This window comes from Nocardioides ginsengisoli (genome assembly GCF_039537225.1).
Classification (GTDB): domain Bacteria; phylum Actinomycetota; class Actinomycetes; order Propionibacteriales; family Nocardioidaceae; genus Nocardioides; species Nocardioides ginsengisoli.
Genome location: NZ_BAABAC010000003.1, coordinates 226028 through 239124, shown reverse-complemented (window position 1 = coordinate 239124; position 13097 = coordinate 226028). Strand labels below are relative to the sequence as shown.

At 72.1% G+C, this 13097-nt stretch carries 12 protein-coding genes; 9 read left to right on the top strand and 3 right to left on the bottom strand.

What is annotated here, in order from left to right:
* From AB4880_RS01135 to AB4880_RS01120, 4 genes are all read left to right on the top strand, one after another.
* Positions 1-1091, top strand: a 1091-nt coding sequence (locus AB4880_RS01135; RefSeq protein WP_367917358.1) for a lysozyme family protein, incomplete at its 5' end; no start/stop codon positions are given.
* 10 nt (positions 1092-1101) lie between these two features.
* Positions 1102-3129, top strand: coding sequence for a M3 family metallopeptidase (locus tag AB4880_RS01130; protein ID WP_367917357.1), 2028 nt, complete (start codon positions 1102-1104; stop codon positions 3127-3129).
* A gap of 126 nt (positions 3130-3255) precedes the next feature.
* Positions 3256-3477: a hypothetical protein gene (locus AB4880_RS01125; RefSeq protein WP_367917356.1), complete on the top strand. Its 222-nt coding sequence runs from the start codon at positions 3256-3258 to the stop codon at positions 3475-3477.
* On the top strand, positions 3474-3719 hold the full coding sequence (locus tag AB4880_RS01120) for a hypothetical protein (RefSeq protein WP_367917355.1): 246 nt from the start codon (positions 3474-3476) through the stop codon (positions 3717-3719). The genes AB4880_RS01125 and AB4880_RS01120 overlap by 4 nt, the downstream gene beginning before the upstream one ends.
* A 37-nt stretch (positions 3720-3756) precedes the next feature.
* Here the strand turns inward: AB4880_RS01120 and panB are convergent, their stop codons facing one another.
* On the bottom strand, positions 3757-4629 hold the full coding sequence (gene panB / locus AB4880_RS01115; RefSeq protein WP_367917354.1) for a 3-methyl-2-oxobutanoate hydroxymethyltransferase: 873 nt from the start codon (positions 4627-4629) through the stop codon (positions 3757-3759).
* Between the two features lie 155 nt (positions 4630-4784).
* A complete protein-coding gene (locus tag AB4880_RS01110; RefSeq protein WP_367917353.1) occupies positions 4785-5279 on the bottom strand; it encodes a VOC family protein in 495 nt (164 codons plus the stop codon).
* 75 nt (positions 5280-5354) lie between these two features.
* Between AB4880_RS01110 and AB4880_RS01105 the strand changes: the two genes are divergently transcribed.
* The 3 genes from AB4880_RS01105 to AB4880_RS01095 all read left to right on the top strand — a co-directional run bounded on the left by AB4880_RS01105 (position 5355) and on the right by AB4880_RS01095 (position 10460).
* Positions 5355-7385 carry an NAD(+) synthase gene (locus AB4880_RS01105; RefSeq protein WP_367917352.1) on the top strand — a complete coding sequence of 677 codons (2031 nt, stop codon included), beginning with the start codon at positions 5355-5357 and terminating at the stop codon, positions 7383-7385.
* Between the two features lie 97 nt (positions 7386-7482).
* Entirely contained in the window at positions 7483-9759 is a 2277-nt protein-coding gene (locus tag AB4880_RS01100; protein WP_367917351.1) for a putative bifunctional diguanylate cyclase/phosphodiesterase, read from the top strand.
* On the top strand, positions 9756-10460 hold the full coding sequence (locus AB4880_RS01095; RefSeq protein WP_367917350.1) for a hypothetical protein: 705 nt from the start codon (positions 9756-9758) through the stop codon (positions 10458-10460). Before AB4880_RS01100 ends, AB4880_RS01095 begins: the two co-directional genes overlap by 4 nt.
* 9 nt (positions 10461-10469) lie before the next feature.
* Here AB4880_RS01095 and AB4880_RS01090 read toward each other — a convergent pair whose 3' ends face one another.
* On the bottom strand, positions 10470-10934 hold the full coding sequence (locus AB4880_RS01090) for a hypothetical protein (protein ID WP_367917349.1): 465 nt from the start codon (positions 10932-10934) through the stop codon (positions 10470-10472).
* A gap of 116 nt (positions 10935-11050) precedes the next feature.
* Here AB4880_RS01090 and AB4880_RS01085 point away from each other — a divergent pair, with 116 nt between their 5' ends.
* Both AB4880_RS01085 and AB4880_RS01080 read left to right on the top strand, forming a co-directional pair.
* A complete protein-coding gene (locus tag AB4880_RS01085) occupies positions 11051-11698 on the top strand; it encodes a helix-turn-helix transcriptional regulator (protein ID WP_367917348.1) in 648 nt (215 codons plus the stop codon).
* 52 nt (positions 11699-11750) lie between these two features.
* Positions 11751-13091 carry a glutamine synthetase family protein gene (locus tag AB4880_RS01080; RefSeq protein ID WP_367917347.1) on the top strand — a complete coding sequence of 447 codons (1341 nt, stop codon included), beginning with the start codon at positions 11751-11753 and terminating at the stop codon, positions 13089-13091.
* Positions 13092-13097 lie beyond the last annotated feature (6 nt).

Below are 13097 nucleotides of genomic sequence, written 5' to 3'. Positions count from 1 at the left end.
CGCTCGCCGCGCCCGGCCCCGGGGACGGCGTGGCCGTCGTCGCGCACGGCGCCGCGCTGACGCCGGCTCCGGCCGACCAGCTCTCTGCCGCGCCGGTGGAGGCGACCGCGGCATACCAGCGGGCCGCGACGATCATCGACACCGCCACCCACTGCAATCTCGACTGGCTGGTCCTCGCCGCGATCGGACGGATCGAGTCCGGTCACGGGCTCGGCCTCGGAGCGCCCGGGCAGTATCACCTGAGCGCCCAGGGCGTGGACGAGCCGGCGTACGTCGGCAAGCCGCTCAACGGCCGCGGCGGCCGGGGCACCGTCTCCGACACCGACGGCGGCAAGCTCGACGGCAACCCTCACTGGGACGCCCCGGTCGGCCCGATGGGGCTGCTGCCGGAGACCTGGTCGACGGTCGCGGTCGACGCGAACAACGACTCCGTCCGCAACCCGCAGGACATCAACGACGCCGCGCTCGCCGCCGCCGTGCTGCTCTGTGCGGGCGGGCAGGACCTGGCGCAGGCGAAGGCGCTGCACACCGTCCTCCGGCAGTACGACGCCACGCCGGGCTTCGCGCGCAACGTGCGCCAGCTGGTCGCGTCGTACCGGACGCAGCAGGTGAGCATCCTCGCCAGCTCGACGATCTCGCTGCGGCCGGTGCCGATCACCATCCCGGACATGCCAGCGGTCTGCCACTGCTCGCCGAAGCCCCACCTCCACGCGAGCAAGCACCCCGACCCGGCCGTGCCGAACGGCGCCCCGCCGGCACCGGGCCCCAAGCCGCCGACGCCGACCACGCCCGCCGTGCCGCCGGTGACGCCGCCGACCCCGACCCCGACGCCCACGCCGACGCCCGACCCGACGCCGCCGCCGGACCCGACGCCGCCGCCGGACCCGACGCCGCCGCCGGACCCGACGCCGACTCCGGACCCGACGCCCACGCCCGAGCCCGAGCCGACGCCCACACCCGAGCCGACGCCGGACCCGACGCCCGAGCCGACCGACCAGCCGAGCAGCCAGCCGGCCGACCCGCCGGCCGACCAGCCCGCCGACCAGCCGACCGACCCGAGCTCGGAGGAGCCGACGCCGCCTCCCGCCTAGAGTGGGCTCCGTGACGACGGACGCACTGCTCGGGACCAGCGACCTCCCGCACCAGCTGCCGCGGTTCGCGGCGATCGACGACGACGACTACGGCCCGGCCATCGCGACCGCGATGGCCGGGCAGCTCGCGGCGATCGCCGCGATCACGGCTGACCCGGCGGCTCCGACCTTCGCCAACACGCTCGTGCCGCTGGAGCGCAGCGGCGAGCAACTGGCCCGCGTGCTGCGCGTGTTCTGGAACAAGGCCAGCGCTGACGCCAACCCGGCGGTCGACGCCGTCCGCGCGGAGTTCGCGCCGCGGCTGGCCGCGCACAGCGACGCGATCCTGCTCGACCCGGCGCTCTGGCGCCGGATCCAGGCCGTCCACGCCGACCGCAGCGAGCTCGACGCCGAGGCGTCGTACCTCGTCGAGCGGTATGTCACCGAGTTCCGGCTCGCCGGCGCGGCGCTCGGCGACGCCGAGAAGGACCGGCTGCGCGCGCTCAACGAGGAGATCTCGACCAAGGAGACCGCCTTCGAGCTGGCCCTGCAGGCCGACAGCAACGACCTCGCGGTGGTCGTCGACGACGTCGCCGAGCTCGACGGGCTCACCGCCGGCGAGATCTCCGCCGCGGCCGCGGCCGCTGAGGCGCGCGGCCTGACCGGGCAGTACCTGCTCACCCTGGTGCTGCCGACCGCCCACCCCCACCTGTCCGCGCTCACCGATCGCGGGCTGCGGCAGCGGCTGTCCGAGGCCCAGCGCAGCCGCGGCAGCCGGGGCGGCGATCATGACACCCGCGCGCTGGCGCTCGCCGTCCTGCGGCTGCGGGCCGAGCGGGCGCGACTGCTCGGGTTCGACAACCACGCCGCGGTCGTGACCGCCGACAACACCGCCGGTACGCCGAAGGCGGTCCGCTCACTCCTCGAGCGGCTCGCCGCGCCCGCCGCCCGCAATGCGCGGTTGGAGCAGGAGGCGATGTCGGAGCAGGCCGGGTTCGCGGTCGAGCCGTGGGACTGGCCGTTCTACGCCGAGAAGGTCCGCGCCGCCCGCTACGACGTCGACCTGGCCGCGTTGCGTCCGTGGTTCGAGGCCGAGCGGGTGCTGCGCGACGGCGTCTTCTTCGCGGCCGAGCGGCTCTACGGGCTCAGCTTCGCCGAGCGCCCCGACCTGCCCGGCTACCACGCCGACGTCCGCGTCTTCGAGGTGAGCCGCGACGGCGAGCCGATCGGCCTCTACCTGCTCGACCTCTACACCCGCGACTCCAAGCGGGGCGGGGCGTGGATGAGCAGCTTCGTCACGCAGTCCGGGCTGATGGGCGTCGACTCGGCGGTCGTCGTCAACAACCTCAACGTGCCGAAGCCGGCCGCGGGGGAGGCGACGCTGCTGACCTGGGACGAGACGCGCACGCTGTTCCACGAGTTCGGCCACGCGCTGCACGGCCTGCTCGCGCGGGCGACGTACCCCAAGTTCGCGGGGACGGCGGTCTTTCGCGACTTCGTCGAGTACCCCTCGCAGGTCAACGAGATGTGGATCCTGTGGCCGGAGGTGCTGGCCAACTACGCCGTCCACCACCAGACCGGCGAGCCGATCCCGGCCGACGTGGTCGAGCGGCTGCGGGCGGCGGAGACGTTCAACGAGGGCTTCGCGACGAGCGAGTACCTCGCGGCCGCGCTGATCGACCTGGCCTGGCACGAGCTGGCGGCGGCCGACGTGCCGACCGACGTCGCGGACGTCGCCGCCTTCGAGCGGCGCGCCCTCGCCAACGCCGGCCTCGACAACCCGGCGGTGCCGCCGCGCTACAGCACGCCGTACTTCGCCCACAGCTTCAGCTCGGGCTACGCGTCGGCCTACTACTCCTACATCTGGAGCGAGGTGCTCGATGCCGACACGGTCGCGTGGTTCCGCGAGAACGGCGGACTGACGCGCGAGAACGGCGAGCAGTACCTCCGCCACGTGATCGGCATCGGCGGCACCCGCGACCCGCTCGAGTCGTACGAGGAGTGGCACGGCCGGCCCGCGCCGATCGAGCCGCTGCTGGTCCGGCGCGGGCTGGTCTGACGCCCGCCCGACGGGGGCCCGGGTCGTGCGGCGTCGGGTCGCGACGGAGCGCTGGGCGGTGCGCACGCCGACGGTGATCGCGACGACGACAGGGGAGCTCTCCCGCGAACGGCTGATGTGGCTGGGGTGCTGCACGGCGGCGCCGGGGTGATCATCGGCGACCTCACCGCCGCCGCGGTCGCCGGCCTGCGGAGCTGGCACCGCGACGACATCACCGTGCTGGTGCCGCACAGCGCCGATGTGGGTGAGGGCCATCCCGGCGTCGCGTTCGTCCGCACCCGCCGGCCGCTGCGCGAGCTGCGCCGGTCCGTGCACCGGATCGGCTGCTGGAGTGGGTCGACCGGATGAGTCCGCTCCGCGGCGCGGACCGGTTCCGGCGGGCGCTGGCCGAGATCGCCGGCGGCGCGCAGTCGGCCGCGGAGATCGACGTCCGGCGCATGTGCCGGGCGGCCGGCCTGGCGGCGCCGTCGCGGCAGCGCCCGCGGCGGGACTCCTCCGGGCGGCTGCGCTTCACCGACTGCGAGTGGCGGCTGGCGGACGGGCAGGTGCTGGTGCTCGAGGTCGACCGGCCGCATGAGCCGGGTGGGTGAGCGTGACACATAGATCACGCTCACCCACCGGACTGTGTCAGAAGGTGTGCTCGGGCGCCGGGAAGCTGCCGTCCTTGACCTCGGCGTCGTAGGCCCGCGCGGCGTCGAGCAGCGTCGAGCGGAGGTCGGCGTACTGCTTGACGAAGCGGGGCAGGCGCCCGCTGCGGAGGCCGAAGGCGTCCTGCCACACGAGGACCTGGCCGTCGCACTGGTTGCCGGCGCCGATGCCGATGGTCGGGATCTCGAGCTTGGCGGTCACCTCGGCGGCCACGTCGCCGGGGACCATCTCCATGACGACCGAGAACGCCCCGGCCTCCTGGACGGCGAGCGCGTCGCGCAGGACGCGGTCGGCGGTGTCGCCGCGGCCCTGGACCCGGTAGCCGCCGAGCGCGTGCTCGGACTGCGGGGTGAAGCCGATGTGGGCCATGACCGGGATGCCGCCACGGGTCATCCGCTCGATCTGCGGGGCCATCTCGACACCGCCCTCGAGCTTGACGCAGTGGGCGCCGCCCTCCTTCATGAACCGGGCGGCGGTCAGATAGCCCTGCTCGGGCGAGGCCTGGTAGCTGCCGAACGGCAGGTCGCCGACGACCAGCGCGCGCGAGACCGAGCGGCTGACCGCCCGGGTGAGCGGCAGCAGCTCGTCGACCGTGATCGGCAGCGAGGTGGCGTTGCCGAGGACGTTGTTGGACGCGCTGTCGCCGACGAGGAGGACCTCGATGCCGGCCTCGTCGAAGATCTGCGCGGTGTACTGGTCATAGCTGGTGAGCATCGAGAAGCGCTCGCCGCGCTGCTTCATCTCACGCAGGTGATGGGTGCGGATCCGCTTGATCGGCGCGGATCCGGAGGCCGCCGCGGGGGCGGCGCCGCCGCCGTACGGGGCGGTCTCCTCGGGGGTGCTGCTGCTCATCGTCGAGCTCCGTTTCTGGTGACTCGCGGCCCGCATGGTGCGGGTCCACGTTCGTTGACGGGCACTGACGAGGCTAGTCGGGTACGACGCTCCGGCGCGCTGTGTGCTCGGTCACCCGGCGCTCACCCGGCGCTCACCTGGCGCTCACCTGGCGCTCACCTGGGGACCGCCGCGTCGGCGGCCGCCTCGAGCTCGGCGACGACCAGCCGGCGCATCCCCAGCATCGCCCGGGTCGCCGCGAGCGCCCGCTCCGGCACCGGGTCGGCGACCAGCTCGTAGAGCCGCGCCGGGACGATCTGCCACGAGAGTCCGAAGCGGTCCTTGAGCCATCCGCACATCGACTCCTCGCCGCCGTCGACGAGCGAGTCCCAGTAGTAGTCGACCTCGGACTGGTCGCGGCAGGTGACCGCGAACGACACCGCCTCGGTGAACCGGAACTCCGGGCCGCCGTTGATGCCGCGGAAGGTGAGCCCGTCGAGCGTGAACTCGGCGGCCATCACGCTCCCGGGGACGCCGTGGCCGGCCTCGGTGTAGCGGCTGAGGTGGCCGATCGAGGAGTTCGGGAAGATGCCGGTGTAGAACCGGGCCGCCTCCTCGAGGTCGTCGTCGAACCAGAGGCACGGCTGGATGTGGCCGCTCGTGAGGGTCATGACGGGCAGACCGCTTCGAGGCCACGTACTCATCGCACTCTCATCGCACTCTCATCGCACTCCTAGACTTCCCCCGTGGACTTCTACTCGGCCTACGCCCACGGGTTCGCCCGGGTCGCGGCGGTGACCCTGCCGGTCGCCATCGCCGACCCGGCGACCAACGCCGCGCGGATCCTCGAGCAGGCGCGCGCCCTGCACGACGACGGGGTGGCGGTGGCGGTGTTCCCCGAGCTGGGCCTGACCGGGTACGCCGTCGACGACCTCTTCCTCCAGGACACGCTGCTCGACGCGGTGCGGGAGGCGATCCTCGACCTGACCGTGGCGTCGGCCGACCTGCGCACGGTGCTGGTGGTCGGGGCGCCGCTGGCGCGCGGCAACCGGGTGTTCAACTGCGCGGTGGTGATCCAGGGTGGCCGGGTGCTCGGGGTGGCGCCGAAGTCGTACCTCCCGACCTATCGCGAGTTCTACGAGGCGCGCTGGTTCGCGGCCGGGGCGAACGAGTGCGCGGCGGACGGCGTGATCGAGCTCAACGGCGAGGACGTCCCGTTCGGCAACGACCTGATCTTCTCCGCGACCGACGTCCGCGGGCTCGACCTGCACGTCGAGGTCTGCGAGGACATGTGGGTGCCGGTGCCGCCGAGCGCCCACGCGGCGCTGGCCGGTGCGACGGTGCTCGCCAACATCTCGGGCAGCCCGATCACCATCGCGCGGGCCGAGGACCGGCGGATGCTGGTCCGCAGCGCGAGCGCGCGGTGCAATGCGGCCTATGTCTACGCCGCCGCGGGCCAGGGGGAGTCGACGACCGACCTGTCCTGGGACGGCCAGACCATGGTCTACGAGATGGGTGACCTGCTGGGGGAGACCGAGCGGTTCCCCGACGGGCCGCGGGCGACGGTCGTCGACGTCGACCTCGACCGGCTGCGCCAGGAGCGGATGCGGCAGGGGACGTTCGACGACAACCTCGCGGCGATCGGCGTCGATCGCGACCAGTTCACGCGGGTGGAGTTCGAGCTCGACCCGCCCGCCGGCGACATCGGGCTGCGCCGCAAGATCGCCCGCTTCCCGTTCGTGCCCGACGACCCCGCCCGCCTCGCCCAGGACTGCTACGAGGCCTACAACATCCAGGTCTCCGGCCTCGAGCAGCGGCTCAGCGCGATCGGCCAGCCCAAGGTCGTCATCGGCGTCAGCGGCGGCCTCGACTCGACCCACGCGCTCATCGTTGCGGCGAAGGCGATGGACCGGCTCGGCCGCCCGCGCAGCGACATCCATGCCTTCACGATGCCGGGCTTCGCGACCGGTGACACCACCAAGTCGTACGCCACCCGCCTCGCCACGGCGCTCGGCTGCACCTTCGCCGAGCTCGACATCAAGCCCGCGGCGACCCAGATGCTCCACGACCTCGGCCACCCGTTCAGCGGCGGCGAGCCGGTCTACGACGTCACCTTCGAGAACGTCCAGGCCGGCCTGCGCACCGACTACCTGTTCCGGCTCGCCAACCACCGCGGCGGCATCGTGCTCGGCACGGGCGACCTGTCCGAGCTCGCGCTCGGCTGGTGCACCTACGGCGTCGGCGACCAGATGTCGCACTACAACGTCAACGCCGGCGTCCCGAAGACCCTCATCCAGCACCTGATCCGGTGGGTGATCGACACCGACCAGCTGCACGCTGAGAGTGACACGGACCACGACGACGACGCCGGCTGCGTCAATGGGGTGCTCCAGGCGATCCTCGAGCAGGAGATCACGCCCGAGCTGATCCCGGGCGGCGAGCAGCGCACCGAGGACTCCGTCGGCCCCTACGCCTTGCAGGACTTCACGCTCTACCACGTGCTGCGCCGCGGCTACCGGCCCAGCAAGATCGCCTTCCTGGCCCACCACGCGTGGGGGACGGGCGAGGCGTCGTACGACCTGGCGACGATCCGGAAGTGGCTGGAGGTGTTCGTGCGACGCTTCTTCAGCAGCCAGTTCAAGCGCTCCGCCCTGCCGAACGGCCCGAAGGTGAGCCCGGGCGGCACCATGTCGCCGCGGGGCGACTGGCGGATGCCGTCCGACGCCAGCCCGGCCGCCTGGCTGGCCGAGCTCCGCGAGCACGTCCCGGAGGTCTGAGGGGCTTGAACTTTTACCCACAAATCGGGTAAGGACTGACCTGGACCTGCCGACGAGTTCTGGGAGAGGACCCGTCGACGAGCGAGGAGGTCGGGCGATGACCCGAAGCCGCACTGCCGCACCTGCCTCGCCCCGCATCGCTCTGGCCGAGCGCGTGGTCGCGGCCATGTCCTGGGTCTGGCTGATCGTCGGGCTCGTGGTCAACCAGATCGCGCAGTCGGCGGCCCACGCCAACAGCCAGGCGATCCTGCTCACGACGCTGACCATCTTCTTCCCGATGCTGCTGGTGCGGCTCGGGCTCGCCATCCGCCTCTATCCGGGACGACGGGCCGCGCTCCTCATGCTGCTCGCCGCGATCGCGGCGTGGGCGCTGGGCTCGATGTCGGTCAACGCCCAGTCGGCCACCGGCCGGCCGCACTTCCCGGCGCCGGGCGAGTGGCTGTTCCTGCTGTCCTATCTCGGCATGGCCGGCTACCTGATGCGCGACGTCGACCGCCGCCAGCTCCGCGCGACGCGCGGCTGGCTCGACATCGCCGTCATCTGCGGCGGCACCTCGTGCCTCGCCTCGCTGCTGCTGGTCACGCCGATCCAGCTCGCGTCGGGCCAGCAGGGCGTGCCCCTGCTGCTGGCGCTGATCTATCCGCTGGCCGACCTGGTGCTGGCGCTCGCCGTCCTCGGCCAGGCCCTGCTCGACCTGCGCAGCGACCTGCGCAAGTCGCTGATGCTCGGCATCGCGTTCACCCTGCTGGCCTGTGCCGACTCCGGCTTCACGCTGCAGGCGTCGGCGCGCACCTACGACTTCGGCAACGCCAGCAACGCGCTGTGGGGCGGCGCGTTCGCGCTGCTCGTCGCCGCCGCCTGCCGCCCCGACCGGACCGTCATCCGGGCCCTGCCCAAGACCCCCGGTACGGCGATCCTGCTCAGCGCCGGCGCCGCGGCCACGGCGGTGCTGCTGATCCGCCCTGACGAGGCGCTGGCCTACTACACGCTGCCGCCCGCGATCCTCACCATGGTGACCGTCGCCTGGCGGATGGGACTCGCCCTGCGCGACGCCAACCGGGCGACCGAGGCGTTCGCGCTGTCGCAGACCGACGACCTGACCAAGCTGCCCAACCGGCGTGCGGTGCGGGTCCGGCTCGAGGACGGGCTGCCGCAGGGGCGGCCGCTGTCGCTGATGCTGCTCGACCTCGACGGCTTCAAGGAGATCAACGACGCGCTCGGCCACCAGGTCGGCGACACCGTGCTGCGGATGGTCGCCGTCCGGATGCGCGAGGCGACCGGGCCCCACGACCTGGTCGCCCGGCTCGGCGGCGACGAGTTCGCGCTCATCCTCGGCACCCGCGACGAGCTGGTGCTGATGGAGACCGCCCACCGGGTGCTCCGCGAGCTCGGCAAGCCGATCGTGGTCGACGGCATCGAGATCTGCCCGTCCGGCTCGATCGGCATCACCATCGCCCAGCCCGACGACGCCGACAGCGGCGAGATGCTGCGGCGGGCCGACGTGGCGATGTACCAGGCCAAGAACACCAGCATGGGCGCCGCGCTCTACGACTCCGAGCTCGACGAGTTCTCCCGCAGCCGGCTGCAGCTGGCCGAGGAGCTGCGCAAGGGCATCGCCGACGGCCAGATCGAGGTCTGGTACCAGCCGCAGCTCGACGTGGCGACCATGGAGATCTCCGGGCTCGAGGCGCTGGTGCGCTGGCGCCACCCGGTGCAGGGCGTGATCAGCCCGGTCTCCTTCCTGCCGGCCGCGCGCCGGGCCGGCCTGATGGCCGCCCTGTCGGAGACGATCGCCCGGCAGGCGGTCCAGGACCACCGCCGCCACCTGCGCGCCGGGCTCAACCTGCGGGTCGCGATCAACTGCGCGCCGACCGAGCTGCTCGGCCACGCCTTCCTGCCGCAGCTCTACGCGGCGATCAAGGAGAGCGACGTGCCGTCCGAGGGCCTGGTGCTCGAGGTCACCGAGGACTCCTTCCTCTCCGACCCCCACCGCACCCGCGACGTCCTGCTCGACCTGCGCAGCCACGGCGTCCAGGTCTCGATCGACGACTACGGCACCGGCTTCTCGTCGCTGACCTATCTGCGCAACCTGCCGGTCCAGGAGCTCAAGATCGACCGCTCGCTGGTCCGCAATGTCGCCGTCGACAACCGCAGCCGGATGATCGTCGGCTCCACGATCCAGCTCGCCCACGCCCTGGACATGCGGATCGTCGCCGAGGGCGTCGAGAACGCCGCCGACCTGGCCGCGCTCGTGGCGATGGGCATCGACACCGTGCAGGGCTATCACGTGGCGCGGCCGATGCCCGCATCCGATATCGAAGGGTGGGTCCGCAGTTGGCGCAGCGACGCCGCGGAGATGATGATGCTCGGGTGAACGCCGCCCCTCTGCGCTTCGTCCTCGAACCCGTCGGCGACGAGCTGGCTGCCGCACTCAAGTGCGAGGCCGACGTCTTCCTCGAGACCTACGGCAACGACGAGCACCAGATGGAGGCCGAGTACGGCCCCTATCTCGAGTCGACCGGCTTCATGACCGTCCTCGACGAGGACGACGAGGCGGTCGCGACGGCGCGCTTCATCGCGCCCGGTCCGGCGGGTCTGAAGACGCTCAACGACACCTCGCGGCCGCCGTGGGGCGTCGACGGCGTGCGCTCGGCGCGGGCGGCGGGCGTCGATCCGGCGAAGACGTGGGACATCGCGACCGTCGCCGTACGGCCGGGATCGGGGCGTGGCGGCCTGTGCGCGGCCGCGCTCTACCACGGCATCGTGACCGCGGCCTTCGCCAACGACATCGAGTTCGTCGTGATGATCATGGACTCCTACGCGCGCCGCCTGCTGACCGGGCTGGGTCTGCAGACGCAGGTGCTGCCCGCGACGAACACGGGGGAGTACCTCGGGTCGGCGAGCAGCACGCCGCTGTGGGCCAACCTGCACCGGATGTTCGAGCGCCAGCGCCAGGAGGACCCGGACGCCTACCGGCTCATCTACCAGGGCATCGGGCTCGACGGCATCGCGCTGCCGACCGACTGGACCTGGCACCCGCCGGGCTCGCCCCGGCGGCGCCGAGGCGAGCGCTAGCAGCGGCGGCTACGCCTCGCGCCGGTGGTCGCCCCGCATCAGGCGGGCCATCGCGAAGGAGCAGAGCGCGAGCGCGACCATGCCGAGGCCGAGGAAGGCCATCTGGTCGACGCTGAACAGGTTGATGGCCAAGATCGCGAACCAGACACCCAGCACGTCCCCGCCGAACTGCGGCATGGCGGCGACGAGCAGCCCGATGAGCAGGGTGATCACACCGATCCAGACCACGGCGGCGGACGCGCTGCCGGGCAGGATGTTGTTGGCCCAGGTCGAGAGCGTGCCCTCCCAGGTCGTGCGGTCGGTGACGATATTCGCGAACATGTCGAGTCCCCACAGGATGGGGAGGACGGTCATCGTCGCCCAGAGAGCCACGCGGCTCTGGTGAGCGGCGTCGATGCTGCCGAAGTGCACCAGGTCGTGCATCTCCTCACGCATCTCGTGGGTCATGGTGTCCCACGCGTGGGTGCTGGCCATGGTCGGCCCCTTTCTCGAGCGGTCCCGTTGTAAGGGACATCAAGATTGACGGTAGACCTGGCGCGATCTTTCGACAAGACTCGTGTCTGCTAGAAGATCGGGAGAGGGGAGCGGCCATGGAGGAGACCTTCGGACGACGGGTGGCCCGCGTCGGCACCCTCGCCGATCCGGTACGACGTGCGCTCTACCGCTTCGTCGCCGAGCAGCCCGGCGCGGTGAGCCGCGACCAGGCCGCGACCGGGGTCGACGTACCGCGGCACACGGCGAAGTTCCACCTCGAGAAGCTGGTCGACGAGGGCCTGCTGGTCACCGAGTTCCGCCGGCTCACCGGCCGCACCGGCCCCGGCGCCGGCCGCCCCGCCAAGCTCTACCGCCGGGCGCATCGCGAGCTGACCGTCAGCGTCCCGAGCCGCCGCTACGACCTGGCCGGGCAGGTGCTGGCCGACGCGGTCGAGCGCAACCTCGGCGGGACGCCGATGCCCGCCGCGCTCGCCGACGCGGCGCAGGCGGCGGCCGACGCGGTCGCCGTCGAGGGCGGCTTCCTCGACGCGCTGGCGCCGCTGGGCTACGAGCCGCGCCCGGCCGACGACGGCGGTGCGGCGCTCACCAACTGTCCGTTCGACCGGCTCGCGGCCGACCACCGGGGGCTGGTCTGCGGCGTCAACCGGACCTTCCTCGCCGCGCTCGCCACCCGGTGCGGCGCCGAGACCGAGCAGGTCGATCCGGAGCCGGGCTGCTGCGTGCGGGTCGCGCGACACGGCTAGCCGATCGCGACACCGCAACCCCTCCGAAACAGCCCGCCACTAGGCTGCGGCCATGGGTAAGCAAGAGGACTTCGTTCTCCGCGCTCTCGAGGAGCGAGACGTCCGGTTCGTGCGGCTGTGGTTCACCGACGTGCTCGGGTTCCTCAAGTCGGTGGCGGTCGCGCCGGCCGAGCTGGAGGGCGCGTTCTCCGAGGGCATCGGCTTCGACGGCTCGGCCATCGAGGGCTTCGCCCGCGTCTACGAGGCCGACATGCTCGCGCTGCCCGACCCCACGACCTTCCAGATCCTGCCGTGGCGCAGCATGGAGGGGCCGGCGACCGCGCGCATGTTCTGCGACATCGTGATGCCCGACGGGTCCGCGTCGTACGCCGACCCGCGCAACGTGCTCAAGCGGACGCTGAGCAAGGCGGCCGACCAGGGGTTCACCTTCTATACGCACCCCGAGATCGAGTTCTACCTGTTCAAGGACGAGCCGCAGCCGGGCGTCGAGCCGGTGCCGATCGACCGCAGCGGCTACTTCGACCACGCCGCCCACTCCCACGGCTCCGACTTCCGCCGCGAGGCGATCACCATGCTCGAGGCGATGGGCATCTCGGTGGAGTTCAGCCACCACGAGGGCGGCCCGGGCCAGCAGGAGATCGACCTCCGGTACGCCGACGCGCTCACCACCGCCGACAACATCATGACCTTCCGCACCGTGATCCGTGAGGTCGCGCTCAACCAGGGGATCTGGGCGACGTTCATGCCCAAGCCCTTCACCGAGCACCCCGGCTCCGGCATGCACACCCACCTCTCGCTCTTCGAGGGCGACCAGAACGCCTTCTACGAGGCGGGCGCGGAGTACCAGCTCTCCAAGACCGGGCGGCAGTTCATCGCCGGCATCCTGCGCCACGCCAGCGAGATCAGCGTGGTCACCAACCAGTGGGTCAACTCCTACAAGCGGATGATGTTCGGCGGCGAGGCGCCGTCGTACATCTGCTGGGGCCACAACAACCGCTCGGCGATGGTCCGGGTGCCGATGTACAAGCCGCTCAAGGGCCAGTCGACCCGGATCGAGCTGCGCTCGGTCGACTCCGCGTGCAACCCCTACCTCGCCTACGCCGCCGTCCTGGCCGCCGGGCTCAAGGGCATCGAGAACGACTACGAGCTCCCGCGCGAGGCCGAGGACGACGTGTGGGCGCTCACCGAGCGCGAGCGCCGCAGCCTCGGCATCGAGCCGCTGCCCAAGAACCTCAACGACGCGATCACCATCGCCGAGCACTCCGAGCTGCTCGCCGAGACGCTGGGGGAGCAGGTCTTCGACTACTTCCTGCGCAACAAGCGGGCGGAGTGGGACGAGTACCGCGGCCAGGTCTCGGTCTTCGAGCGCGACCGCATGCTGCCGGTGTTGTAGGGCACC

Excerpts from the sequence above, each read along its gene's own strand:
- AB4880_RS01120 (WP_367917355.1), top strand. The coding sequence starts at position 3,474 with ATGAGTCCGCTCCGCGGCGCGGACCGGTTCCGGCGGGCGCTGGCCGAG.
- panB (WP_367917354.1), bottom strand. The coding sequence starts at position 4,629 with ATGAGCAGCAGCACCCCCGAGGAGACCGCCCCGTACGGCGGCGGCGCC.
- AB4880_RS01110 (WP_367917353.1), bottom strand. The coding sequence starts at position 5,279 with ATGACCCTCACGAGCGGCCACATCCAGCCGTGCCTCTGGTTCGACGAC.
- AB4880_RS01100 (WP_367917351.1), top strand. The coding sequence starts at position 7,483 with ATGACCCGAAGCCGCACTGCCGCACCTGCCTCGCCCCGCATCGCTCTG.
- AB4880_RS01090 (WP_367917349.1), bottom strand. The coding sequence starts at position 10,934 with ATGGCCAGCACCCACGCGTGGGACACCATGACCCACGAGATGCGTGAG.
- AB4880_RS01085 (WP_367917348.1), top strand. The coding sequence starts at position 11,051 with ATGGAGGAGACCTTCGGACGACGGGTGGCCCGCGTCGGCACCCTCGCC.
- AB4880_RS01080 (WP_367917347.1), top strand. The coding sequence starts at position 11,751 with ATGGGTAAGCAAGAGGACTTCGTTCTCCGCGCTCTCGAGGAGCGAGAC.